Annotated in this window: 20 protein-coding genes; 12 read left to right on the top strand and 8 right to left on the bottom strand. The window is 58.5% G+C overall.

Annotated elements, in window-relative coordinates; translation table 11 throughout:
• The first annotated feature begins 15 nt into the window (after window positions 1-15).
• The 4 genes from KR52_RS10190 (at window position 16) to rmuC (ending at window position 3,897) form a co-directional block, all read left to right on the top strand.
• Window positions 16-543 (top strand): hypothetical protein, encoded by a 528-nt coding sequence (locus KR52_RS10190; protein ID WP_156957704.1) that lies wholly within the window; start codon window positions 16-18, stop codon window positions 541-543.
• A gap of 82 nt (window positions 544-625) precedes the next feature.
• Window positions 626-1,111, top strand: a complete 486-nt coding sequence (locus tag KR52_RS10185) for a hypothetical protein (protein WP_038555478.1) — start codon at window positions 626-628, stop codon at window positions 1,109-1,111.
• Window positions 1,095-1,463: a hypothetical protein gene (locus tag KR52_RS10180; RefSeq protein WP_038555476.1), complete on the top strand. Its 369-nt coding sequence runs from the start codon at window positions 1,095-1,097 to the stop codon at window positions 1,461-1,463. The genes KR52_RS10185 and KR52_RS10180 overlap by 17 nt, the downstream gene beginning before the upstream one ends.
• Before the next feature lie 994 nt (window positions 1,464-2,457).
• A complete protein-coding gene (gene rmuC, locus KR52_RS10170; protein ID WP_038555471.1) occupies window positions 2,458-3,897 on the top strand; it encodes a DNA recombination protein RmuC in 1,440 nt (479 codons plus the stop codon).
• A 3-nt stretch (window positions 3,898-3,900) separates the two neighbouring features.
• Here the strand turns inward: rmuC and KR52_RS10165 are convergent, their stop codons facing one another.
• The 4 genes from KR52_RS10165 to KR52_RS10150 are packed head-to-tail and all read right to left on the bottom strand — an operon-like array spanning window position 3,901 to window position 10,940.
• Window positions 3,901-4,827: an endonuclease NucS domain-containing protein gene (locus KR52_RS10165; RefSeq protein WP_038555468.1), complete on the bottom strand. Its 927-nt coding sequence runs from the start codon at window positions 4,825-4,827 to the stop codon at window positions 3,901-3,903.
• Window positions 4,824-7,931, bottom strand: a complete 3,108-nt coding sequence (locus KR52_RS10160) for a type I restriction endonuclease subunit R (protein WP_173402220.1) — start codon at window positions 7,929-7,931, stop codon at window positions 4,824-4,826. The genes KR52_RS10165 and KR52_RS10160 overlap by 4 nt, the downstream gene beginning before the upstream one ends.
• Window positions 7,931-9,259 (bottom strand): restriction endonuclease subunit S, encoded by a 1,329-nt coding sequence (locus tag KR52_RS13295; protein ID WP_051834329.1) that lies wholly within the window; start codon window positions 9,257-9,259, stop codon window positions 7,931-7,933. Before KR52_RS13295 ends, KR52_RS10160 begins: the two co-directional genes overlap by 1 nt.
• Complete coding sequence (locus KR52_RS10150; protein WP_253912377.1) at window positions 9,252-10,940, bottom strand: class I SAM-dependent DNA methyltransferase; 1,689 nt, start codon at window positions 10,938-10,940, stop codon at window positions 9,252-9,254. The genes KR52_RS13295 and KR52_RS10150 overlap by 8 nt, the downstream gene beginning before the upstream one ends.
• Window positions 10,941-11,091: 151 nt before the next feature.
• Here KR52_RS10150 and KR52_RS10145 point away from each other — a divergent pair, with 151 nt between their 5' ends.
• A complete protein-coding gene (locus KR52_RS10145) occupies window positions 11,092-11,397 on the top strand; it encodes a hypothetical protein (RefSeq protein ID WP_038555466.1) in 306 nt (101 codons plus the stop codon).
• 31 nt (window positions 11,398-11,428) lie between these two features.
• Here the strand turns inward: KR52_RS10145 and KR52_RS10140 are convergent, their stop codons facing one another.
• Window positions 11,429-12,523 (bottom strand): hypothetical protein, encoded by a 1,095-nt coding sequence (locus tag KR52_RS10140; RefSeq protein WP_253912376.1) that lies wholly within the window; start codon window positions 12,521-12,523, stop codon window positions 11,429-11,431.
• A gap of 243 nt (window positions 12,524-12,766) precedes the next feature.
• Between KR52_RS10140 and KR52_RS10135 the strand changes: the two genes are divergently transcribed.
• The gene (locus KR52_RS10135) at window positions 12,767-13,963 is read left to right on the top strand and encodes a DUF4336 domain-containing protein (protein ID WP_038555461.1); all 1,197 of its coding nucleotides are present in this window, start codon (window positions 12,767-12,769) and stop codon (window positions 13,961-13,963) included.
• Here KR52_RS10135 and KR52_RS10130 read toward each other — a convergent pair.
• Together KR52_RS10130 and lepB are read right to left on the bottom strand one after the other, a co-directional pair.
• Complete coding sequence (locus tag KR52_RS10130) at window positions 13,953-14,306, bottom strand: DUF760 domain-containing protein (RefSeq protein WP_038557215.1); 354 nt, start codon at window positions 14,304-14,306, stop codon at window positions 13,953-13,955. The genes KR52_RS10135 and KR52_RS10130 overlap by 11 nt on opposite strands.
• Before the next feature lie 49 nt (window positions 14,307-14,355).
• Window positions 14,356-14,946 carry a signal peptidase I gene (gene lepB / locus KR52_RS10125; RefSeq protein WP_038555459.1) on the bottom strand — a complete coding sequence of 197 codons (591 nt, stop codon included), beginning with the start codon at window positions 14,944-14,946 and terminating at the stop codon, window positions 14,356-14,358.
• 57 nt (window positions 14,947-15,003) lie between these two features.
• On the opposite strand from lepB, the gene menD reads away from it, so the two are divergent.
• Genes menD through murF form a run of 6 tightly spaced genes read left to right on the top strand, consistent with a single transcriptional unit; the run spans window position 15,004 to window position 21,846 of the window.
• On the top strand, window positions 15,004-16,689 hold the full coding sequence (gene menD, locus KR52_RS10120) for a 2-succinyl-5-enolpyruvyl-6-hydroxy-3-cyclohexene-1-carboxylic-acid synthase (protein ID WP_051834328.1): 1,686 nt from the start codon (window positions 15,004-15,006) through the stop codon (window positions 16,687-16,689).
• Between the two features lie 5 nt (window positions 16,690-16,694).
• Window positions 16,695-17,564, top strand: coding sequence for a 1,4-dihydroxy-2-naphthoyl-CoA synthase (gene menB, locus KR52_RS10115; protein WP_038555456.1), 870 nt, complete (start codon window positions 16,695-16,697; stop codon window positions 17,562-17,564).
• Window positions 17,565-17,569: 5 nt separating this feature from the next.
• On the top strand, window positions 17,570-18,115 hold the full coding sequence (locus KR52_RS10110) for a L,D-transpeptidase (RefSeq protein WP_038555453.1): 546 nt from the start codon (window positions 17,570-17,572) through the stop codon (window positions 18,113-18,115).
• 55 nt (window positions 18,116-18,170) lie between these two features.
• On the top strand, window positions 18,171-19,706 hold the full coding sequence (glgA, locus tag KR52_RS10105) for a glycogen synthase GlgA (RefSeq protein WP_038555450.1): 1,536 nt from the start codon (window positions 18,171-18,173) through the stop codon (window positions 19,704-19,706).
• A 59-nt stretch (window positions 19,707-19,765) separates the two neighbouring features.
• Complete coding sequence (locus tag KR52_RS10100) at window positions 19,766-20,485, top strand: hypothetical protein (RefSeq protein WP_253912375.1); 720 nt, start codon at window positions 19,766-19,768, stop codon at window positions 20,483-20,485.
• On the top strand, window positions 20,482-21,846 hold the full coding sequence (murF, locus tag KR52_RS10095; protein ID WP_038555447.1) for a UDP-N-acetylmuramoyl-tripeptide--D-alanyl-D-alanine ligase: 1,365 nt from the start codon (window positions 20,482-20,484) through the stop codon (window positions 21,844-21,846). Before KR52_RS10100 ends, murF begins: the two co-directional genes overlap by 4 nt.
• 10 nt (window positions 21,847-21,856) lie before the next feature.
• On the opposite strand, the gene glmU is transcribed toward murF, so the two are convergent.
• Complete coding sequence (glmU, locus tag KR52_RS10090; RefSeq protein WP_038555444.1) at window positions 21,857-23,209, bottom strand: bifunctional UDP-N-acetylglucosamine diphosphorylase/glucosamine-1-phosphate N-acetyltransferase GlmU; 1,353 nt, start codon at window positions 23,207-23,209, stop codon at window positions 21,857-21,859.
• Window position 23,210: the final 1 nt, after the last annotated feature.

The raw sequence follows: 23,210 nt of genomic DNA, 5'->3' as shown, positions 1-23,210 counted from the left end.
GCTCGATGACTCCTGTTGGTTCCCGTTGGAAGCCTGAATCATCTAGTTCAAACAACGATGCCTACTTTCGAGCAACTTCCAGGGGAGCCTGCCGATTCTTTCGCTCAGCTTCTCGTTCACCGCGATGCTGGACCCGGCAGGCTTTACAGGGAGACTGCGGTTGCCACAGGCTCTTCCATATCAACCTTGCGTCGTCGAGCCGATCGCTGGGATTGGCAGACACGCTTGGACGTGTACGACGCAGAAATACTGAAAACGATGGGGTCGCAGAGCACTGCAGATGTTCTTCATCGTCATGAAAAGAACTTGCGAGAGTTCCGCGACCTTCAGCTCGATCGTTCGCGTCGTCTTGGGCAACTGGCGGATGAACTAATGGATTTTGTGCGTTGGAGTCTTCTTCAACATCAGCACCAAGGCTTGTCACTTCAAGGTCGTGAGCTCTCCTCAGCTCTGTCTGCAAGTTGCAAGGCCATGGATATATCCATGAACACTGAGGCAACAGCACTGGGGGTGGCTGAGCTGCTGGACCAACTTCCGAGTTGAACCGTTCCCTGAAGATCCCCTGAGTGGGTGATCCAAACGCCCTTTTGTTGGTTCATGCTTGCTGTAGTAACTCGGGAGCCTTATGACCACTTCGTTCCCACCGACAGGACGATTTCCTGCTGAGCCCACTTCCCTGGAACGTGAAGAGCTCGATGCTGTCTACCTAGAGCTTCGCAAGAGCTATAGGGGGTTGATGGTGAGTCGAGGCCAGTACCGAGGTAGGGCGGACCGCAACCGAGCCGCCATGCAGCAACTTGAGGCGAAGTTGAGAGAGATTGCTGCACGGGAAGCCTCGGTTCGCCAAGAGGCCTACGAGATGCTGGAGATCGTCACCAATGTGGTGGGTGAACTGGAAGATGCCGGTGACGACCTGGTGAATGAATTCGGTGCCTATCAGATGGGTCGTCGTTCGATGCAAGGTGCTGGTTTCATCGGGCGTCTGATCAAGGCCGTGATCAGATTCATCAATAGGTGGACCTCGACGAAGCAGCAACTACAGGTGATCGTCGATAAGCAGCAAACAATCCAAGCGCAGCTCGACGAGAGAACTAATGGGACAAATCGCTGATGCCCTCAGGGCAAACCTCAAGGCAGTAGCTGAATCAGATGCAAGGGCTCTGCGTGAGCTTGATCACGAGTTGAAAGCAGTATCTGTTCCAGCTGGAGAATCAGAGGCTGCTTTGCTTGGCCGGAATGATTTGAAGGCTCTTCTTGGTCGCGGAAGCTTCAAGCAGCAGACTGTCGTCACGCTGAAGCGGTTGTGTAAGCAGCACGGGATCAAGGGCTATTCAAAATTTAAAAAGCCTGAGTTGTGCAAGGCCCTAGAGGCTCAGGGTGTCCATGCACCTCCTCCTCCATTGGAGAGCTTCAGCAAGAAGGAGCTCGTGGCGATGTTGAAGAAAGTAATGGGAATCAGCTGACTTCAGGGTTGATGTTCTTCGTCAGTAGTGAGTGGAGTGAATTCATGCTCATCAGGTTGGTCTTAACAGGTGTGATCTTTGTATTTGTATTCTATTTGTGCAGTATCGTTCCAGGCACATAAGCTCTTGTCTTATTGAATGAGATAGTTTCGCTGCATTTACAGGACTTCTCGTGTTCATGAAAAAGGGGCATAAGCCCCTATTGTTATTTATTCTTTTTTGACTGCTTCTTGTGGAAGCGCTCTGCCGCGCGACGCATTTCGCGCGTACCCGGTCTTGTAAGCCTTCCACCTTCAACACGAGGATTTCTTGATTGCACGTGTTTTGTCAGGTTCGGATGGCTTACGTTCCGCCCTCCAAAGGCAGGGTTGTTGAATCCTTGTGGATGAAAATCCATAAGAAAACGTCCTCAGTGGTGTTTACCTCGACAACGTATGGGTCGACACAACCCGTGGTGTTTTGGTTGGCGTCTAGCACCAGATGTGGTGATTTGTATCCCTGCGCTTGTGGTCTGGTGCCTGTTGGGTCTGCACTGACAAGGCCTAGTAACTTGTCTTAGTTGTCTGGTTTTGATGCAAGACGCACCTGTTACTTGGTTGCGAACTCGGGAGTTGGCCTCTTGTCTCGGAGTTCATCGAAATACTCTTGGAAATATGCTTCGCCAAGGGCTTTTGCAAGAAGGTATTCATCGCCGCAAGATCAATCCACTTGCTCCTCGTGGTGAATTTCTCTGGAATCAAGAAGCAGTCTTGATGACTCTTGGCCTTCTCTGACAGCCCCTGTGGCGAGAAAGGGATCAAAAGGTCAAGATCTTTGTTGTACTAAGTGCCACGAGTGGCTTACACAGCCCCTTTTCAATGACTGCAGCCTTCAGGTGAGGGATATCTTCTTCGTTGCATTTATTTCTCAGGAGATTTTCATTCTTTCTCCCCCAGACGAGGGACCCGACTGTCAGCCCATCGATGCAACCTGAGGAGAATGGTTTAGGTGCGCGATGGCTCCCACTCTTCTGTTCATCACCGGCGTGCTGGCCGGGTTGATTGCTGGCTTCATCCTCAGCCGGGTGTTTGGTCGCAATAGAAGCGGTGATGGCACCGGTGAGATCCGGCTACTGGAAGAACGGCTCCTGAAGGCCGACCAGGGCTTGGCGCAATTCAGCCAGCAACTGGAAGCGCAAGGCTCAGAACTTCGGGCGGCACAGCAGCAGGTCCAACAGGCCAGCGAACAGGCGGCAGTGAGCCGCACGCAACTGGAGGGCGTGAGCCAGGAGCGGGATGCACTCAAGGCCGGCCATGACACCGCACTGGCAGCGATGGATCAGCTGCGGCGTGAGAAAGAAAAGCTCACGGCAACCATGGCGGAGGTGGCCGAGAAGCTGCGCAGCCAGGAGAGCCAAACCCAGTTCCTCGAGCAGGCCCGCACGGATCTGCTCACCCAGTTCCGCTCATTGAGCGGTCAGATGCTGGATGGCTCCCGCGAAGCCTTGCTCAAGAGCACCAAGGAAACGGTGAGTGAGCCGTTCGCCAAGGAGGTGCTGCAGTTGCGCCAGCAGGTGGAGGCGTTGCAGAAGGATTCCAACGCCAAGCTCACGGTGCTGGCGGAAACCACCCGCGATCTGCGCCAGCGCAGCGAAGACGTGCAAGGTGCAGCCCAGCAGCTCACCTCCGCGCTGCGTTCCCCGAATGTGAAGGGCCAGTGGGGTGAGGTGAACCTGCGCCGGATTCTGGAGTTTGTGGGCTTGATCGCCTACTGCGACTTCGACGAGCAGGTGCATGTTGGTACCGATGAGGGTGCTTACCGGCCGGACTGTGTAATCACGATCCCCGGCTCACGCCGCTTGATCGTGGATTCCAAGGCACCGATCGAGAGCTATCTCGATGCACTGCAGGCCACTGATCAAGCTCAGCGGGACGCAGCCCTCAATGAGCACTTGAAGAAGGTGCGCAGCCACATCGATCTGCTGAGCAAGAAGGATTACGCCGGAAAGCTCAGCGCCCTGGGCCAAGTGGTGGATGGGGTGGTGCTGTTCATCCCGGTGGAAGGTGCCCTATCGATGGCCTTGGAGCGGGACCCGCAGCTGCTGGAGTACGCCTTCAGCAAGAACATCATCCTCACTTTCCCCACCAGCCTGTTGGCGATCCTCAAGGGATTGGCGATGACGATCCAGCAGGCGGAGATCGCCAAAAACATCGACGAGATTCAGGCGCAAGCGGTTGAGCTGCACAAGCGCTTTTTCACCTTCATCGACAAGTTCAACGACATAGGCAGAGACATCACTCGCTTGAACAAGAGCTTCAATGCCGCGGTGGGTTCAGCGCAGAGCCGTTTGTTGCCGCAGGGCCGGCGGTTCGCTGAGCTGGCCGGGCAAAGCAATGAGATTGATGTGAGCGATCAGATTGATGAGGTGGTGCGAGAGATTCAGGCCGGGGCGTGACTATTAACTTTTGATCAGGTCGAACTTGACCTCGTACCGATAGAAATCGATGCCTTGAGCAACCTGTAGTGCTCTTCTGATCCGCTTGTCATCGTCCAAAGCGATGATCACGCCTCGTACCCGCTGGTGGTCTTCAGCAACGTCTTCTTTGACATAACCCATATATCGCTGGATCTGTCCGACCACCGCATCGCTGGCACGTCCCTTCTTCAGTTCGACAACAAGCAACTCCTGCTTGTCCTTGCTGATGGCGAGTAGGTCGATCGGACCTGTATCCGTAGGGAACTGCTGCCCACTCGATTCTTCCGTTTCATAGAGATCATGAGTATTCCCAAGAGGAGTGCTGGACCAGTTGGCAACTAGAAAGTCCTCAAGGTGCTTCTCCAGAGCGAAGACGGTGGCATCCTCAACCGTCGGGTCCTGACTAACGAGTGCTTGGGTCTTCGCCTCATCCTTGATCAGTTGCTCTAGCTCCTCTCTGTATTTGGAGATGTTGCTGACGGTTCCGATCGACCCTGCCGAGTTCCGCAGCGATTCGCTCATGTCGGATCGATCAACGAGTTCCTCATGCCAGGCGACAGCCCGTTGATGCGGTTGGTCGCTACCAGCGACGAAGCGGTATTCACCCGTCACTTCACCGACGAAATAACGCCCCTGCCTGTTTGGGGACAACACGATGTCGCCTACCTGTATCCCCTTTGAGATCGTGTGGAGAGCACCACAACTGAGACCTGCTGCGATCTTGCTCTTACTCGGATTCACCTCCAGAAAGATCGGGATGAATTTCTGGTTGAACTCACGCCAATTTTCAGGGAGAGAGTTGCTCAGGTCTTGCTTGATGTCGAACCCAGCGCCGATAAACCCCCGCTGTCGACAGACATCGGCATACATGTTTCCTCTGCCCAGCATCACTCTGTAGTAGTTCCTCATGCCGCCTCCACTAGCTCTTCTCCCAAGGTCTCTGCCTGCTGGAGCACCAAATCAATGGCAGTGACCTGCTGATCAGGCGGGTATTTATATCGCTTGAGCAGCGTCTTGATCTTCAGGCGGAGTTTCGCCCTGACGTTTTCCTTGAACTGCCAGTCGATGGTGGCGTCACGTCTGAGCATCTCCGCCAATTCCCTTGCCATGGTCGCCAGCACGTCTTCCTTCATCAGTTCCTGTGCTGACGGGTTGTCTGCCAAAGCGTCGTAGAAGGACTGTTCGGCATCAGTCAGACCAAGGGCAACGCCACGTTCTAGTTCCTCACGGAACTTCTTCGCCATCTCGATCAGTTCAGCGATCACCTGTGCCGCCTCGACAGCACGGTTTGAGTATTTGTTCAGCGATGCCGTCAGCAGTTCGCTGAACCGCTTCTGCTTGACGACGTTGGTCTTGAACTTGGTCTTCAGTTCGTCCTTGATCAGGCGCTGGAGCAGTTCCACCGCCAGGTTCTTCTGGGGAATCTTGGCAACCTCTGCCAGGAACTGGTCCGACATGATGCTGATGTCGGGATTCTTCAGACCAGCAACCTTGAAGACATCCATGACGCCCTCTGCCACCAGCGACTCAGACAGCAGTTGCTGGAGTTTGTAGTTCACATCGATGGGGTCACCTGACCCGCTGCCATCACCCTTGATCAGGGGTGCTCTTACTGCCTGAAGGAACGCCACCTCTTCGGAGACCGCCATCGCCTCTTCAGTGGTGCCACAGAGGGCGAATGCCTTGGTGACCTTCAGAACGGTGTCACAGAAACGCTGCTTGCCATCAGCAATGCCAAGGATGTGGTCGAGGCAGTTGGAGATCAGTTCAAGTGCTTTGCCCTTCTCCCTGAACCCGCTCCAATCCACTGGGTGAAGGATGTCCTTGGCGATCTGGAGTTGCTCCCTCAGGATCCGAACTGCCTCGCTGGTGTCGAGTGTTGGTTTGCCCTTGCCCTTTGCTGCTGTGTAGGTCGCCAGTGCTTCCTTCAGTTGAGGAGCGATGCCGATGTAATCGACGATCAGACCGCCTGGTTTGTCCTTGAAAACCCTGTTCACACGGGCGATTGCCTGAGCAAGGTTCGCCCCTTTCATCGGTTTGTCGACATACATGGTCGCCATACACGGGGCATCGAATCCCGTTAACCACATGTCCCTGACGATCACGATCTTCAAGGGATCGGCAGGGTCCTTGAACCGCTTCTCCAGATCTTTCTTTTGCTGCTTACTGGTGTGGTGAGGTTGGAGGTGCTGCTCGTCTGATGCCGATGCCGTCATCACGACCTTGATGGCACCTTTGCTCGTATCGGTGTCGTGCCAATCAGGGCGTAGAGCAACGATGGCGTCATAGAGACGGGCACAGATGTCCCGACTCATCGCCACAACCATTGCCTTGCCTGGTTGGGTCTTGGATCTCTGCTCGTAATGAGAGACCAGATCTGCTGCCACCTGCTTCAGGCGAGGTTCAGCACCCACCAGCGCCTCCAACGCTGCCCAACGACTCTTTGCTCGCTCAGCAGCAGGGATGTCGTCCTCATCGCTAAAGAGTTCATCCACTTGGTCGTCGACGCCAGAGAGGACGCTCTCCTTCAATCCCAACTTCGCCAGTCGGGACTCGTAGTAGATCGGCACCGTGGCACCGTCTTCGACTGCCTGCTGGATGTCGTAGACGGAGACGTAATGCCCAAAGACTGCCTGGGTGTCACGGTCGTCTTGAGAGATGGGTGTTCCCGTGAAGGCAAGGAAGGTTGCCTCGGGCAGAGCATCCCGTAGTGCCTTTGCCAGTCCGTATTTGATCTCGCCTGTTTTGCTGTCGAGGCGCCCCTTGAATCCGTATTGGGTCCTGTGTGCCTCGTCACAGATGACCACGATGTTGTGGCGGTCACTCAAGGTTGGGAACTTGTCCTCACCCTCTTCGGTGCCGAACTTCTGGATCGTGGTGAAGATGATTCCGCCACTGGGTCGGTTGGCGAGTAGATCCCGTAGTTCTTGCCTGCTGTCTGCCTGCTGAGGGTTCTCGCCAAGGAGATCCCCTGCTCCAGCGAAGACCCCAAACAACTGCCCATCGAGGTCTTGACGGTCAGTGACCATCACCAGGGTTGGATTCTGAAGGCGTTGGTCGGTGAGCAACTTGCCCGCCAGACACGCCATCTCAATGCTTTTGCCAGCGCCCTGGGTGTGCCAGACCACTCCACCCTTTCGGTCGCCGCCTGGTTTGCTTGCTTCTGCCACCCGCTCCACTGCTGCCCGAACGGCATGGAACTGGTGGTAGGCAGCGATCTTCTTGATGATCTTGCCGTCGTCCTCAAACAGGCAGAAGTAGCGGATGAAGTCGAGCAGGCGCTTCTGATCGAAGAGACCACGGATCAAGGTCTCCAGTTCACGGAACTTGCCAAGTGGATCCAGGTCCTGCTCGGCGTCGATCACCCGCCACTGCTGGAAGCGTTCCTTTGAGGCGGATAGCGATCCCGCACGGGCATAGGTGCCATCACTGATCACCATCAGCACGTTGGAGGTGAACAGGTCTGGGATGTTGTCCTTGTAGGTCTGGAGTTGGTTGAACGCTGCCCAGATGTCTGCCTTCTCGTCGGCAGGGTTTTTAAGTTCCAGGACTGCTACGGGGAGACCGTTCAGGTAGACGACAACGTCAGGGCGTCGGTTGTGTTTCAGACCCTGGATCGCCAATTGGTTGACCACCAACCAGTCGTTGGATTTGGGGTCGTCAAACCCAATCACCTTGAGGCGGATGCCGATCTCTTGGTTTCCATCCATGTAGGTGATGGGCAGACCCGTCGTCATCCAGCGATGGAACTGACGATTGGATGGCAGCAGACCAGGAGTATTGGGGTTCGCCAGTTGGAGCACTGCCGACTCTATGGTTGCTGCTGGCACTCCTGGGTTGAGTTTCGTCAGTGCCGAACGAAGTCGACCAGTAAGCACCACCTGGCGGAAGTCATCCCGCTCTGGGGTCTCTCCGTCAGGAGCAAGCAGTGGTCCATGGATAAAGGTGTATCCGATCTCCTGGAACCACTCCAGGGACATCTGCTCCAGATCGTCTTCTGAGATGAATGCCATCAGATACCGACCTCCTCCAGCATCTTCTCGGCATCTGGAACTCTTAGTTCACCTGAGATGAGGCGGGGCAAGAGGGCATCCCTAAGCGAAGAAAGAGTCACTGATGTCGCTTCGTTTAACCATCTTTTCTCAAAGAGGCAAACAGTCGAGGAGTAGAAGGCATTTAAAAGGCCTTCTGGAGGCACAACTATTGCCATTTCGCCAAGAACCGCCCTGGACAATTCAGTTTGACCAGTAGAACCTTCTCCCAGCGCCTCTATTTCTAGTTGGCGGTTTAAAAGAGTATTGGTCAAGTAGAAGGTTGAATGCTCACTTCTCCCCCTCACAACCGTGACATGTGAATCAACAATGACATCACCGAATGTCAACTCTGGGACAATTGCTACTCGACCAAGGGTCCCAACTCCTGTTGAATTAACTAGGCAGTCAAACCTTGAAATTTCCCTTCCTGCTATTTTCTTTTTGGCAGGATCGTGCCTTCGTGACTTAGAGAAATCGATAGCACCACCTCTAATGCATTTCTGATTCAGGACCACTACACCCTCATCGCTCTCACAGTATTTGGGTGAGATTCCCCTGGAGAGATAAGAGGACTGATCTTTTATTGATGCAACGCTCCACCCATTCGGAATCTCTCCCAGTTCCGACTCCTCAAATGAATCGGGGAACAACTCATTGATCTCATCAGGCAATCCAGTCGGTCGCCCTTCTACCTTTGCCCTTACAGGGTCAAAGTCCATAAACCAGGACTTGAAAAGAACTTTCGCTACAGCGTCAAGCGCTTCATTTGCCTCTTTGAGAAGTTTAATTTTGTCATATATGAGGGAGAGAAAATCGGCTATTAATACTTGCTCCTTCATTGACGGAAGAAGCAAAGGCGCTTCGTTAATATCTTTAGCGCGAATCCCTGGGACCGCAGATGTAGCAACAGACCCAAGCAGAAAACTTGAAACATGCCTGTGCTGCAAGGCAAAGAACATATACGAAGGATCTATTTTCTCAGGATCGGGAGATATTCGGATGGTATTGGGTGAAATCTGATATCCCGCATGCGACTTTCTCACCCTGGAAAACTTGCCTACCGTGCCACGAACCGCCATTACGATGTCATGTTTCTCTAGAATCGTTTTTGGGAAATTATCCGAATCCTCTTTACTAACAAACCAGTATTCCTTTGGGTCAGAGCAAATTTCACCGTTTTCGATAAGATGCTCACCTCTGATGACAGGTATACCACTGGGCGGTCTATTGAATCCATAAAACGATGGATATCTATAAATCAATTTAGCTACATCGCTGACTTTGACCGCCCTCCATTGACTATCCATTATTTAGAATTGCCTCCAAATTTTTCATGATTTGTAGGTCTAACCTCGCCCCTTCTTCCTGCTGCTGCTTGAGCAGAGCAGTCAAACGCTTCATCTTCTGATCAAAGGGTTCATCGTCCTCTTCTAGATCTGCTGCTCCTACATAACGACCAGGAGTCAACACAAAACTGTTCTTCTCGATCTCGTCGAACTTGGCGGAGTAGCAGAACCCAGAAACATCTTCATAAGAGGTCTCGACATCTCCATCAGCACGCCAGGCATGAACCGTGTCAGCAACCTTGGCGATGTCCTCATCGGTGAGCACTCGCTCTACCCGACTGACCATCGAACCCATCTGACGGGCATCGATGAACAAGGTCTCTCCTCGCCTATCTCGACCACGTTGGGTCTTGTCGTTGGTGAGGAACCAAAGGCAGACAGGGATCTGAGTGTTGAGGAACAACTGCCCAGGCAACGCCACCATCACCTCCACGGCATCACCACGAACCATCGCCTCACGGATCTGCCCTTCACCGCTTTGGTTGGAACTCATCGATCCATTGGCGAGCACCACACCTGCTTCCCCGCCAGGGCGAAGTTTCCAAAGCATGTGCTGTAACCAGGCGTAGTTGGCATTCCCAGCAGGAGGACGCCCAAAGGTCCAGCGGGGATCACTGTCGTATTTCTCCCCGCCCCAGTCCGAAATGTTGAACGGAGGGTTGGCAAGGATGTAGTCGAACTTCTGGTCGGGGTGCTGATCACGGGCAAAGGTGTCAGCAGGTTCCTGACCGAGGTCAGCAGCAAACCCACGGATCGCCAGGTTCATCGCTGCCAACCGCCAGGTCGTGGGATTGCTCTCCTGCCCATAAATGGAGATGTCGTCACGTCGCCCGCCGTGACTTTCGACGAACCGCTCGCTTTGGACGAACATGCCGCCCGATCCACAGCAGGGGTCATAAACCCGACCCTTATGAGGCGCCAGCACGGCAACCAGGGTCTTCACCACATGGGCAGGCGTATAGAACTGACCGCCCTTCTTGCCTTCAGCACTGGCGAACTGACCAAGGAAATACTCGTAGACCTCACCCAGGACATCGCCTGACTTCTTCCCTTCGCCAAACCCAATGGTGGAGATGAGGTCCACCAGTTCACCCATCCGCCCTGGTTCCAGTTGGGCAGCACCGAACCGCTTGTCCAACTTCCCCCGAAGCGTGGGGTTCTCGTTTTCTATGGCAACCAGTGCCCTGTCTATTAATTGCCCGATGTCGGGTTGCTTTGCCTGGTTCCTCAGGGATTCCCAGCGAGCATCAGCAGGCACCCAGAACACGTTCTCCTGGGTGTAGTAGTCCCGATCTTCCAGTGCTTCCTGGTGATCTGCTGGGTCATCGCCCAGGTAGTAGTCGGACTCTGGGTTGCTCACCGTCGCCAGCACCTTCTGCTGCTGTTCCACGAAGGTGTCGGAGATGTATTTCAGGAAGATCAGACCCAGGACCAGATGCTTGTATTCAGCGGCATCCATCTGGGCACGGAGTTTGTCCGCTGATGCCCAGAGCACTGCCTTGAAGTCCTTGGCGGGTGCCTCTTTCTTCTTGCGTCCTTTTTTCTTTGTGGCGGGAGCTTCGTCGGCCCGTACTGATGCCAACAGGGCATCGAGTGCACCGCTGTCTTCGACGTTGTCGTTAAGGGTTCCTGAGTCGGTCACTGCTCCTTCGTCCGTCCTCTCAGTGTGCCTGCAGTGACTTGGGTTTGCCTCCCCCATTTGTGGGGACTTTGATGAGAGTTTCATCCCTCAACTGAGGGATGACCTTGTTGCCATCACCACCGAAGCTCAGGTCATCTCTTCTGGATTGGGCATGCCACTGCACTTGATCCCGAACGAGCAGTTGTTGCTGGAGAGCATTCCTGATCCCGAGGCAGAGCTTTGGGGTTGGGAGCGTTTCGCCCACACCATCAACGGCTATGAGGTGATGGGCGGGTTTGAGCCCTGTGCCGATTTAGCGAACCGCGGAACACCTTCCACGCTCACCGAGCTGCGCTGTTGTTTGTTCTTCGAAGCACGGCGCGAACGCCACAGCGGTGGAGTGTCGACCAACTTGGAGTGGATTCGTGAGCTGCTGCGCGCGATTCGGCAGAAGGTGCAGACCGGCGATCTGGATTGAGCAAGGGCAGGCGCCTGACCCATGTAAACCCTTATCCGAAGACTTCTCGAATGATTTCGTGCGAGCGGAACCGGTGATGGTCGGCATAGGTGCGCCTCAGCATCTCTTCTGATGTAGAGAGCAGTCCGGCGATTTGCAGTAGGTCCAACTGCTTTACCTCGAGGAGACGTCGTGCAGCGTTGTGTCGCAGTGTGCGCAGTCCAATAAGTTCTCGGTCTGCCTTGAGGCCCTTCTCATCAGATAATTCCCGCCAGAGCCATCCATGTAAGGCTCCAAGTTCTTGTTCAGTTTTTCGTTGCTGTTCAAGGGTGGGTTTGTCGTCCCAAGGACTAGCGGCTTTACGAAGCCTTACTGGTGGTCGTTGCAGTCGTTCAATTCCGACGCTCTCCAGCAAGCCCCTCCAGGACGGACAAAGGTTCGCTGGTCGGTTTCTGCCTCGCTTGCTGTCCCGACAGCGCACGTAGCTCCCAACAGCAACTTCAATTTGACCAGGTTCTTTCCACAACAACTCAGAGGCCATCACCATGGCTCCTCTGGCACCCGTAAGGGCGACCCAGCTCGTGATCCAAGCGCAAGCATGAGCGAGCTCTGAGTTTTCAGAACGCTTCCAAAGGCCCAGGATGACTCGCTCTATTTCGGCAGGGTCGACTGGCTTCCCCTGTCCTGCAGCGGGTTCTTGATAGCCGTTTTCTCGGCCGGGATTGAGTCGTTTCCCATCGGTAGCGATGTCGAACAAAAGACACGCTGCAGAGATCGCATCCCGCCGACTTCGAGCTTCGGCCGGCCAGCTCTGGATCCAACGCAGAAGGTCGTCTCTGCTTGTGGCCCTTCCGTTGTTCTCTGACAGCCACTGAACGCAGGACTTAAGCCATTTCACACGTCGCGAAGCGTGTTTCTCAGAGTTCCCTGAGCTTTCGATGCGTCCTAAGGCTTGTCGTTGGTAAACCCCCAGCGAGCTGCCCACGGGGCCACCCGCATTCTTTTTGAGGTTGTTGTCGAACTCTGCGAGTGCCGTGTCGACGGCAGTTGAGATCACGACATCCCCGTCTTGGTATGACGCGTTCAACTTCAGCCACTTCTGGTCACCACTTCCGTCAGGCCTGGAGTTGAAGGTCAGGTAGATCAACTCCTCTCCACTGGGCCTCGTCTTGCGTCGCAGTGACAGACCGAAGCGGTCAGAGTGCTTGGTGCGGAGATACTTGGCTAGGCCCTTCAGCCTTGCGCTGTTGCGGCGAAGCCCAGTGGCTGCTGTCATACAGGGACAGAGTGGCTTGCACGCCTAGCCTATCCCTGTTTTGTCCCTAAAGCCACTCGCACAAGGTTGTGCCCAGTTGCACAACTTGAGACCACGAGACAGTTAAATCCAGTCATGGCAGGAGATCTGAGTGCAACTGAGGGTATCTCGCGAGACGATCAGGTCTGGCCATGGTGGCCTCTGCTGCCGCTCTACCCCTATGGCCGTCGTCGCACGGTGTTCAGTGAGCTGATCCCCGGCCAGCTCTGGAGCCTGGAGCAGCTGCAAGGGGTGTATTACGTGGCCGTACCGGTGCGGCTCACCGTGGCCAAGGTGCCTGGTGGCTTGATGTTGGTGAACCCCCTACCGCCCACCGGCGAGGTTCTCCAAGCCATCGCCGGCCTCGAACAACAGCACGGTCCGGTGCGCACGATCGTGCTGCCCACCGCCTCCGGTTTGGAGCACAAGCTTCCCCTCGGCCCCTTGGCCCGCGCCTTCCCCGATGCGGAGGTGTGGGTGTGTCCAGGCCAGTGGAGCTTCCCGGTGCAGTTGCCTCTGGCCTGGCTGGGCGTTCCGGCAGGCCGCACCAAGGTCTTGTTCGACGATGGCCTCCCCCATGGCGATGTTTGTGAGTGGTTGTCCCTCGGACCCCTCGACCTTGGCGTGGGTCGCTTCCAGGAAGTCTCCTGTTTCCATCGCCCGTCAGGGGCTCTTTTGGTGACAGACGCCCTGGTGGGCATCAGTGCTGAACCACCGGCATTGTTCGATCTCGACCCAACGCCGTTGTTGTTCCATTCCCGTGAACGCGGAGATGAGCCGCTCACGGATTCGGCAGCAGCCCGCCGCCGTGGCTGGGCCAGGCTGGTGCTGTTTGCCTCTTATCTGAGACCAGAACCACTGGAGGTTCCGGCGCTGCCGGAGTTGCTGCGGGATGCCTTCAAGCCCGGGCTTCGCTCCCTTAAGGCCCACTTCGGCCTCTATCCCTTCCGCTGGATGCCGGGGTGGCAGGCGGCTGCCGATGGCTTGATGGGCAGCGAAGCGCCCAGGCTGCAGGTGGCCCCGGTGCTCGAGCGGCTGGTCTTGCCCAGAGCTCAGCACGCTCTGTTGAGTTGGTTGCATGAGCTGAGCAATCTGGCTGAGCTGCGCTGGCTGGTTCCGGCTCACTACAGCGCGCCAGTCACCTTCGCGCCCGAAACCCTGCAACATCTGCTCGACTCATTGCAACAGCAGGATTGGGCTCCCAATTCAGACAACTGGGAGTTTCTTGGATCCATTGATCAGCGTTTGCTCGATCTCGGCGTTGTGCCCGTTCAGCCCGTGATCAAAGCTTGAGTTCGTCGTCCGGCTCGATTGCCATCTGTTCGTCTGCGAACAGGGTTTCCTCGAGCTCCTTGCGCTGTTCCATCTGGCGCAGGAAATACCCGGTCATCATCGCTGAGGCCAGCATGTTGGCGAGGTTGTCGCGATTCGCTGTCACCTTCACTTCAAAGTGCTCGCCAGGGAGCATTCCCAACAATCCCTGAACATTGTGGCGAATAATGTCCTGAATATCGTTACTGGCTGATTTCGCGACCCGCTGCAGGGTGTCCGGCGACTGCTCCTGCAGGTATTGGATCAGGCTATTTCCCGCATGAGCATCACTGCTGTCAGCTGTCAAAAACTCAGGGTTAAACATCTGATTGTGATGTACATCACGCATTTGACTTTAACGCAAGCCCTTGGCATCAACCGCCATCCCCGTTGTCGGTGATCCGTAATGGTCCGAACCTCTGCAGCGGCCAATACCGCCACACCGCCGTGCCCAGAACATTGGTTTCAGGCAGTGATCCCCAGAGGTGGGAATCAAGGCTGGCATTGCGGTTGTCCCCCATCACCCACAGCTGATCGGCTGGCACGGTGATCGGGGCCATGGCGTAGTTGATCGGTTCCGCCAACCAGGGTTCTGCAGCCGGTTCGCCGTTACGGAACAATTTGCCGTCGTGCACGTCCAGCTGATCGCCAGGCAGCCCCACCACCCGTTTGATCAGCGCAGCGGATCCGTCATAGCCAGCGGCCACGAGTTGCTCGGGCGGAGCGAACACCACCACATCGCCCCGGTGCAGATGGCTGTGGCGGCTGCGGGCCAGGCGGGGCCTCACCTTCTCCACCAGGATGCGGTCCTGCAGCTGCAGGGTGGGCAACATCGAGCCGGAGGGAATCCAGCGCGGTTCCACCACCATCCAGCGCAACAGCAGCGCGAGCAGGGCCCAGAGAATCAGATTGCGCCAGAAGCCCTTGTTGTCTTCTCCTGGAGCGGGTGTCGTGGGTTGGGTCATCGTTGACCGAAGATCACACCAGCCTGGCCTGCTGCCCTGACCATCGCTCGCATCAATGTGCAGGCTGCCCTCACCCTGCTTGAGGCACTGTGCCTCCAGGGGCTGAAGCAGCTGGTGCTTTGCCCTGGCAGCCGGTCCGGTCCCCTGGCAACAGCGGCGGGAGTGCTGACCTCCCAGGCGAAGCTGCAGGTGGTCACGGCCATTGACGAGCGGTCCGCCGCGTTTCTGGCCCTCGGCATGGCCACTGCCCATGGTCGTGCTGTGGCGGTGGTCACCACCTCCGGCACAGCGGTGGCCAACTTGCTGCCCGCGGCGGTGGAGGCGGACCGCTCCTGTCAGCCCTTGCTGCTGCTCACGGCGGATCGCCCCGCCCGGCTCAAAAACTGCGGCGCCAACCAGACCGTCAATCAGGAATCCTTCCTGCTCGCGGCCTGCCGCTGGTTCTGCAGTGGAGCGGCAGACGGCGTCCACACCCAAGCCAACGACGCCCTCAACGCCCTGGCGGTTCAGGCCTGGCAGCAAGCCCAGGGTGCAGGCAGCGGGCCGCCGGGACCGGTGCAGCTCAACCTTCCCTTCGATGAGCCACTGCACCCCAGTCTCGAGCAGCAACACCAGCTCGTCTCGGGAGCATGCCCACCCACGGCTTGCGTTGAGCCTCCTCCCGAGATTGGGCCTGCCCCTCATCTCAATGCTGGGCGCCCGGGGGTGGTGATTGCCGGCCCCTGGCGCGGACTTTCGCCCGCTTTGGCGGCCTATCAACAAGCGTTGCACCGTTGGTTGAACCTCAGCGGTTGGCCTGTGCTGGCCGATCCCCTCGCCGCCGTTGCCGCCGATTGCCCCAATCGGATCGAGCACTGGGAGCTGCAACTGGATGGGCTGAACCTTTCTCAGGATGTTCAGGTGTTGCGGCTTGGCCCGATGCCCGCCAGCCGGCGGCTGGAGGCCTGGCTTCAGCGGCACCAGGGCCCCCAAGTGTTGATTACGGAGGGGGAGTCGAGGCCTCTGGATCCCCTGCAGCAGGCCAGCCAGTGGTCGGGGGGGATGGCTGCCTGGATCGCCCAACAGCCCCTTGGTGATCTGGCGAGCAAGCCATCGGTCGGCACCGACGACCTCTCGCCGTGGATCGAGGCCCAGCTGCCCTTGAGCGGCGCCGTCAACGAGCCCGCTCTGGCCTACTGGCTTCCCCAGCTCCTGCCGGAGCGGTTGCCGGTGATGCTCGCCGCCAGTTCTCCGGTGCGCGATTGGTTGACCTGGGGCGGTCCTGCAAGCGGCAGCCACCGCTGCTTCAGCTTCCGTGGCGCCTCGGGCATTGACGGTACCTTGTCGCTCGCCATGGGCCTGGCGGCAAATCTCGGTCCGTTGGCTCTGGTGACCGGTGATCTGGCCTTGCTGCATGACAGCAACGGTTGGCTGCACGCGTCGTCCGCTGCTGCAGCTCCACCACTGCTTGTGGTGCTGATCGACAACGGTGGCGGCGGGATTTTTCAGCAGTTGCCGATCGACACACCGGGCTTCGAACGCCTGTTCGCCATGCCCCAGCAGGTGGATCCCCTGGCCCTGGCGGCGGCCCATGGTGTTCCTGGTCGCCAGGTGGCCTGTCTGGATGATCTGCAGGAGACCTTGGCCTGGGGCTTATCGCAGCAACGGCCTGTGTTGTTGCGGTTGTGCAGCGACCGTGGTCATGATGCCGCCCTGCGTCTGCAGTTGCGCGCCGCTGCTCAGAATGAGCGCACTGAGCCCTGAACCCGATGAGTGACATGCGTCAGGTGCTCCCCGGTGCGCCAACCGCGCAATGGACACCGTGGGGCACCTATCAGGACATCCTGGTGGACCGTTGCGCAGACGGCCTGGCGCGTGTGGCCATCAACCGCCCCGCCAAGCGCAACGCCTTCCGCCCGCAAACGGTGATGGAGCTATGTGATGCCTTCACGCGCATCCGGGATGACCGTGACATCGGTGTGGTGCTGTTCACCGGCGTTGGCCCAGCCCCCGATGGTGGCTATGCCTTCTGTTCTGGTGGCGACCAGAGCGTTCGCGGCGATGGCGGCTATGTCGGCGAGGACGGCCTGCCGCGCCTGAATGTGCTGGATCTGCAGCGCATCATCCGCAGCTTGCCCAAGGTGGTGATTGCCCTGGTGGCCGGCTACGCCATGGGTGGCGGCCAGGTGCTGCATTTGCTTTGCGACCTCAGCCTTGCCGCCGACAACGCTGTGTTCGGCCAGACCGGTCCCAAGGTCGGAAGTTTTGACGGTGGCTTTGGGGCGGGCTACCTGGCGCGGGTGGTTGGCCAGCGCAAGGCCCGTGAAATCTGGTTTCTCTGCCGCCGCTACGGCGCCAAGGAGGCCCTGGAGATGGGGCTCGTTAATGCCGTGGTGCCGTTGGAGCAGCTGGAGGCGGAGGGGGTGCGTTGGGCCCGGGACGTGCTGCAGCACAGCCCCACGGCCATTCGTTGCCTCAAGGCTGCCTTCAATGCCGAAACCGATGGCCTCGCCGGGCTGCAGGAGTTGGCCGGCAATGCCACCCATCTCTTCTACCGAACCGAGGAAGCCTTGGAAGGCCGCAATGCCTTTCTTGAGAAGCGTTCCCCTGATTTTTCCGACACGGGCTGGTTACCCTGACGGGCATGTTGCCTCTTCCTCCGCCGGAACCGCTTGCCCTGCTTCAGGCGGCGGCAGCGGATTCCGTCCCGGCTGGTCTCGCCTCACTGCCAAAGGATCTGCGCGGACAGAACAGCCGCCATGTGGTGATGCTGCGCGGTCGTCGACGCGTGTTTCTGCTCGAGAAGGGAAATCTGAACAACGCCTTCCCGGTGGCCATCGGTATGCCGGGCTGGGAAACTCCCACTGGACGGTTTGAAGTGCTGCAGAAAATTCCCAATCCGGTGTGGGTGCATCCGGTGAGTGGCGAACGGGTGGAGGAGCAGGGGCCCGACAACCCTCTGGGCAGCCACTGGATCGCCTTCCAACGCGACTGCCTCGGACGCGATGCCCATGACGGCGATGCCTGGATCACGATCAAGGGATGCACCACCACGGGGTTCCATGGCACCCCCCACCGCTGGACGGTGGGACGGGCTGTCTCCCATGGCTGTGTGCGGCTCTACAACGAGGATGTGGGTGCTCTGTATCGCCAGGTGTCGCTTGGAACTCAGGTGACCGTTCTTCCCTGACCGAACAGATTCCTAAATTCCCCTTAAAGTCGCCGCGCCAACGCCGATCTGAGACATGCGCATCCTCTTCGCTGCAGCGGAATGCGCCCCGATGATCAAGGTTGGAGGAATGGGCGACGTTGTTGGCTCTTTGCCGCCGGCATTGGCCAAACTCGGCCACGATGTGCGCCTGATCATGCCGGGCTACGCCAAGCTCTGGAGCCGCCTCAACGTGCCGGCGGACCCAATCTGGCGGGCCCAGACGATGGGCACCGAGTTCGCGGTCTATGAAACGAAGCATCCCACCAATGGGATGACGATTTACCTGGTGGGTCATCCGGTGTTCGACCCGGAGCGCATATACGGCGGTGAAGATGAGGACTGGCGCTTCACCTTCTTCGCCAGTGCTGCTGCTGAATTCTCCTGGAACGTCTGGAAACCCCAGGTGCTGCACTGCCACGACTGGCATACAGGGATGATCCCTGTGTGGATGCACCAGGACCCTGACATCAGCACAGTGTTCACCATCCACAACCTCAAGTACCAGGGCCCCTGGCGCTGGAAACTCGACCGGATGACCTGGTGCCCTTGGTACATGCAGGGGGATCACACCATGGCCGCCGCACTGCTCTACGCCGACCGCGTCAATGCGGTGTCGCCCACCTACGCCCAGGAGATCCGCACGGCGGAATACGGCGAAAAGCTGGAGGGTCTGCTCAACTTCATCTCGGGCAAGCTTCGCGGCATCCTCAACGGCATCGATCTGGATGCCTGGGATCCAGCCACCGATCGGTCCCTGCCGGCGAACTTCAGCGCCGACGATCTCTCCGGCAAGGCGGTATGCAAGAAGGTGCTCCAGGAGCGGATGGGGTTGGAGGTGCGGGAGGACGCCTTCGTTCTCGGCATGGTCAGTCGTCTTGTCGACCAAAAGGGAGTCGATCTGCTGCTGCAGGTTGCTGATCGCCTGTTGGCCTACACCGACACCCAGATCGTTGTGCTGGGAACCGGGGACCGCGGGTTGGAATCCGGACTCTGGCAACTCGCATCCCGTCACCCTGGCAAGTGCGCGGTCTTCCTCACCTATGACGATGATCTGTCGCGATTGATTTACGGCGGCAGCGATGCCTTCCTGATGCCAAGTCGCTTTGAGCCCTGTGGCATCAGCCAGCTCTACGCCATGCGCTACGGCTCAGTGCCCGTGGTTCGCAAGGTTGGTGGTCTGGTCGACACGGTTCCGCCCCACATCCCCGCTGCCGAAAGCGGGACGGGATTCTGCTTCGATCGCTTTGAGCCGGTCGACTTCTACACAGCCCTGGTGCGGGCCTGGGAGGCCTTCCGTCACCGCGACAGCTGGGTCGAGCTGCAGAAACGTGGCATGAACCAGGACTACAGCTGGGATCGTTCCGCGGTCGATTACGACCTGATGTACAAGGACGTTTGCGGCATCAAGGAACCCACGCCGGATGCTGCCATGGTGGAACAGTTTTCCCAGGGTCAGGCTGCTGATCCCTCCCGTTCGGACGAGCAGACTGAAGAAGCCACGGTTGCTTCTGAGGTGACGTCCGCCGGAAGGAATCCCCTCAACCGTCTCTTTGGTCGCCGATCCAGTTGAGCTTGAGAGAGCCTGCCCGACCTGACTCCCCCACTGAGGTTCAATTTGAGTCTCAGATCGTGGAGATATCGGCCAATCTTCCGGCTCCCTATGTCAGCCCCTGGCAGGAATTCGGCCGCAACCTACGGTCCATGGCCGCCGATGTTCGGCTCAGGGGGCAAGAACTCTGGCGCCGTAATCGGGAGGGCGAGCTGTCGGTTCCAGGCTTCTGGCCGCGGGATCTGGCCTCCAGCTTCTGGCCGCTGCTGCTGGTGATGCTGCTCCTGCTGCCGCTGGCCGGGCTCCGCTTCTGGCAGGACCATGCCCGCCTTGATCCGCGTCCGGAGCCGATCGAGCTGCAGCGGACGTCCTCCCTTGAGCTTCCCGCCCCGGAGCTGATCCCAGCACCAAGGCCCATGGAGGAGGAGCCAGCACCCATGCCCGAAGCCGTGGATGTTGAGCCGGCCTTGGAGCCATCGGAGCCGGAGCAGCCTCTCCAACCCCAACTCAGTTTCGATCCTCTTTTCGAGTTGTTTCAGGACACGGCTGTTCCGGATGGACTGCTCCGTTCAGCCAAGCCCGTTCCAGAGCAGGACTGCTTGCTGTTGGAGTTGTCTGTTGACGTTTGGGCGCAGATGCCGATTGACCAGCGTCAGACCCTCGCCTCCAGCTGGCTGCAATCGGCCCTCGATCTGGATTACGCCAGTCTTCAGTTGGTGAATGAACAGGGTGCGTTGCTGGGGCGGTCGGCTCGGGTGGGAGGCGGCATGATCCTGTTTGATCTCGGGTTGATGGGATGACCCTGACGCTGCGCCAGCTGACCGATGCCTGGGGTGCACCCCGGGGCCACACGTTGGAACCCGATGCCGTGGTGGGACGGGTGTGCACCGACAGCCGTCAGCTCCAGGCGGGTGATTTGTTTGTCCCCCTGGTGGGTGAGCGGTTCGATGGCCATCACTTTCTCGATCAACTGCCGGTACGCCAGGTCCAGGCTGCTGTGGTGAGCCGCAGTTGGGCTGAACCGCTGCCTCCGGAGCTGCTGCATTGGCGGGTGGATGACACCCTGTTGGCCTATCAACAGCTGGGCTTGCTGCATCGCCGTGCCTTGGCTCAGCCCTTGGTGGCGGTGACGGGGTCAGCGGGCAAAACCACAACCCGGGAGTTGATGCGAGCGGCATTGGCACCCCTGGGCTCCATCGTCGCCAGTGAGGGCAACAACAACAACGATGTTGGGGTCCCGCTCACCGTTCTGGGCGCCACGGCGGCCGATGCGGCTTTGGTGATTGAGATGGGCATGCGCGGGCCTGGGGAGATCGAGCGTCTCTCCCGCTGCACCGAGCCGGACCTTGCGGTGATCACCAACATCGGAACGGCCCACATCGGGCGTTTGGGCAGCTGTGAAGCGATTGCGGCGGCCAAATGTGAAATCACATCTGGGTTGCATCCGCAGGGGACCGTGGTGATCCCCGCCGGTGACCCACTGCTGGAGTCGGCCCTGGCGGCGGTCTGGTCCGGCCGCGTGGTGCGGGTGCGCCTGAGTGACGATCCCGAGGCTGAATCCGATTTGAAGAGCGCTGATCTGATCGGAGCCATTGAAGGTGACCAGTTGCTGATCGATGCGGATCGTCTCCCGCTTCAACTGGAGGGGCGCCACAACGCTCGCAATCTGCTGTTGGCGGTGGCTGTGGCTGATCAATTGGGCGTGTCTCGCAAGGCGTTGCAAGGGATGCAGGTGATGGTTCCGGGTGGACGCAACCGCCGCCTGCAGCAGGGTGGCTTGACGCTCCTCGATGAGACCTACAACGCGTCGCCCGAGGCGGTGTTGGCGGCCCTGGAGCTGTTGGCTGCGCAACCGGGGCGTCGTTTTGCTGTGCTGGGCACCATGCTGGAACTGGGCGAACGCAGCCTTGAGCTGCATCGCTTGGTGGCCGACCGCGCCGTGCAGCTCGGGTTGGATGGCCTCGTGCTGGTGGATGCCGGTGCCGAGGGGAAGGTGATGGCTGATGTTGCGGCATCCCTGCCCAACCTGGAGCTGGTGGCGAAGCCGGAAGACGCCGCAGCGCCCCTTTCAGCTTGGCTCGACTCCGGAGATGTTGTGCTACTCAAGGCCAGTCGCGGCGTTGCCCTGGAGCGGTTGATTCCACTGTTGCCACGGTTCTGAACCGGCTGGATTAAGCCTTTCGTTCGGCCCAACCCTCCTTGGTCATCTGGCGGGCACGTCCAATCGCCAGGGCGCCATCCGCCACATCCTTGGTGATCGTTGATCCGGCGCCGATGGTGGCTTGTTCCCCGACATTGATGGGGGCCACCAGCACGGAGTTGGCACCCGTTTTGCTGTTGCTGCCGATCACGGTGCGGTGCTTGTTCACCCCGTCGTAGTTCGCTGTGATCGTGCCTGCCCCCACGTTGACCTTCTCCCCGAGCTGGGCGTCGCCGATGTAGCTGAGGTGGTTCACCTTGGTACCGGCACCCAGCTGGCTTTTCTTCACCTCCACAAAGTTGCCGATGCGGCAGCCATCGCCGACATCGGCGGCCGGCCGGAGGTGAGCAAAGGGGCCGATCGCAACATCGTTGCCGACGTTGGCCTCCCGCACCACCGAGTGCACCACGCTGACGTTGGCTCCCAAAGATGCATTTTCCACAAGGCTTCCGGGGCCGATCCGGCAGTTGTCGCCAATCACGCAGCGGCCACGGAAGTGGGTTTGCGGTTCGATCACCACATCGCTGCCGAAGCTGCAGCCTTCGCTGAGGGTGCAGCTTTCGGGATCAATGAAGGTGACCCCTTCATCCATCCAGTGGTGGCGCAACCGTTGCTGCAGCAGGGCTTCGCATTGGGCCAATTGCCGCCGGTTGTTGATGCCGTTCACCTCATCGACATCTGCCACCTCCAGGTGCATGGCCTTCGGCAGCATCGCCACCGTGTCGGTGAGATAGAGCTCCCCCTGATCGTTGTCAGTGCTGAGCTTCGGCAGAACGTTGGCCAGGGCATTCCAGTTGAAGCAGTAGATGCCGGCGTTGGTGAGGTTGTTGCTGCGTTGATCGTCCGTGCAATCGCGATGCTCAATGATGCTGCTGACCTGGCCGTCGGCATCGGCGAACACACGCCCGTAACCGGTGGGATCCGCGAGCCGTGCCGTCAGCAGGGTGACATCGGCAGCGCTGGCGCGATGCTGCTTCACAAGCGCTTCGACCGTTTCGCTCCTCAGCAACGGAACATCGCCGTTGAGTACGAGCAGTTCTCCTTCAAAGCCCTCCAGCGCTGGGATCAGCTGTTGAACCGCATGGCCTGTGCCGTTCTGGGGCTGCTGCAGAACGAATTCCAGACCTCCGAGAGGAGCAAGCTGTTGCTCCACCCGTTCGGCCTGATGCCCCACGATCAGCAGTCGCCGTTCCGGTTGCAGGTTGCCAGCACTGGCGAGCACCCGCTCCACCAGGGTGGCTCCCGCCAGCGGTTGGAGCACTTTCGGGAGCGCGCTCTTCATGCGGGTGCCTTTTCCAGCGGCCAGAACGGCTACGGCGAGCATG

Source organism: Synechococcus sp. KORDI-52 (assembly GCF_000737595.1).
In the GTDB taxonomy this organism is placed as follows: domain Bacteria; phylum Cyanobacteriota; class Cyanobacteriia; order PCC-6307; family Cyanobiaceae; genus Parasynechococcus.
This window is presented reverse-complemented; position numbering and strand designations above follow the sequence as displayed.

Excerpts from the sequence above, each read along its gene's own strand:
- KR52_RS10185 (WP_038555478.1), top strand. The coding sequence starts at position 626 with ATGACCACTTCGTTCCCACCGACAGGACGATTTCCTGCTGAGCCCACT.
- KR52_RS10180 (WP_038555476.1), top strand. The coding sequence starts at position 1,095 with ATGGGACAAATCGCTGATGCCCTCAGGGCAAACCTCAAGGCAGTAGCT.
- rmuC (WP_038555471.1), top strand. The coding sequence starts at position 2,458 with ATGGCTCCCACTCTTCTGTTCATCACCGGCGTGCTGGCCGGGTTGATT.
- KR52_RS10165 (WP_038555468.1), bottom strand. The coding sequence starts at position 4,827 with ATGAGGAACTACTACAGAGTGATGCTGGGCAGAGGAAACATGTATGCC.
- KR52_RS10160 (WP_173402220.1), bottom strand. The coding sequence starts at position 7,931 with ATGGCATTCATCTCAGAAGACGATCTGGAGCAGATGTCCCTGGAGTGG.
- KR52_RS13295 (WP_051834329.1), bottom strand. The coding sequence starts at position 9,259 with ATGGATAGTCAATGGAGGGCGGTCAAAGTCAGCGATGTAGCTAAATTG.
- KR52_RS10145 (WP_038555466.1), top strand. The coding sequence starts at position 11,092 with ATGCCACTGCACTTGATCCCGAACGAGCAGTTGTTGCTGGAGAGCATT.
- KR52_RS10135 (WP_038555461.1), top strand. The coding sequence starts at position 12,767 with ATGGCAGGAGATCTGAGTGCAACTGAGGGTATCTCGCGAGACGATCAG.
- KR52_RS10130 (WP_038557215.1), bottom strand. The coding sequence starts at position 14,306 with ATGTTTAACCCTGAGTTTTTGACAGCTGACAGCAGTGATGCTCATGCG.
- lepB (WP_038555459.1), bottom strand. The coding sequence starts at position 14,946 with ATGACCCAACCCACGACACCCGCTCCAGGAGAAGACAACAAGGGCTTC.
- menB (WP_038555456.1), top strand. The coding sequence starts at position 16,695 with ATGAGTGACATGCGTCAGGTGCTCCCCGGTGCGCCAACCGCGCAATGG.
- KR52_RS10110 (WP_038555453.1), top strand. The coding sequence starts at position 17,570 with ATGTTGCCTCTTCCTCCGCCGGAACCGCTTGCCCTGCTTCAGGCGGCG.
- glgA (WP_038555450.1), top strand. The coding sequence starts at position 18,171 with ATGCGCATCCTCTTCGCTGCAGCGGAATGCGCCCCGATGATCAAGGTT.
- murF (WP_038555447.1), top strand. The coding sequence starts at position 20,482 with ATGACCCTGACGCTGCGCCAGCTGACCGATGCCTGGGGTGCACCCCGG.
- glmU (WP_038555444.1), bottom strand. The coding sequence starts at position 23,209 with ATGCTCGCCGTAGCCGTTCTGGCCGCTGGAAAAGGCACCCGCATGAAG.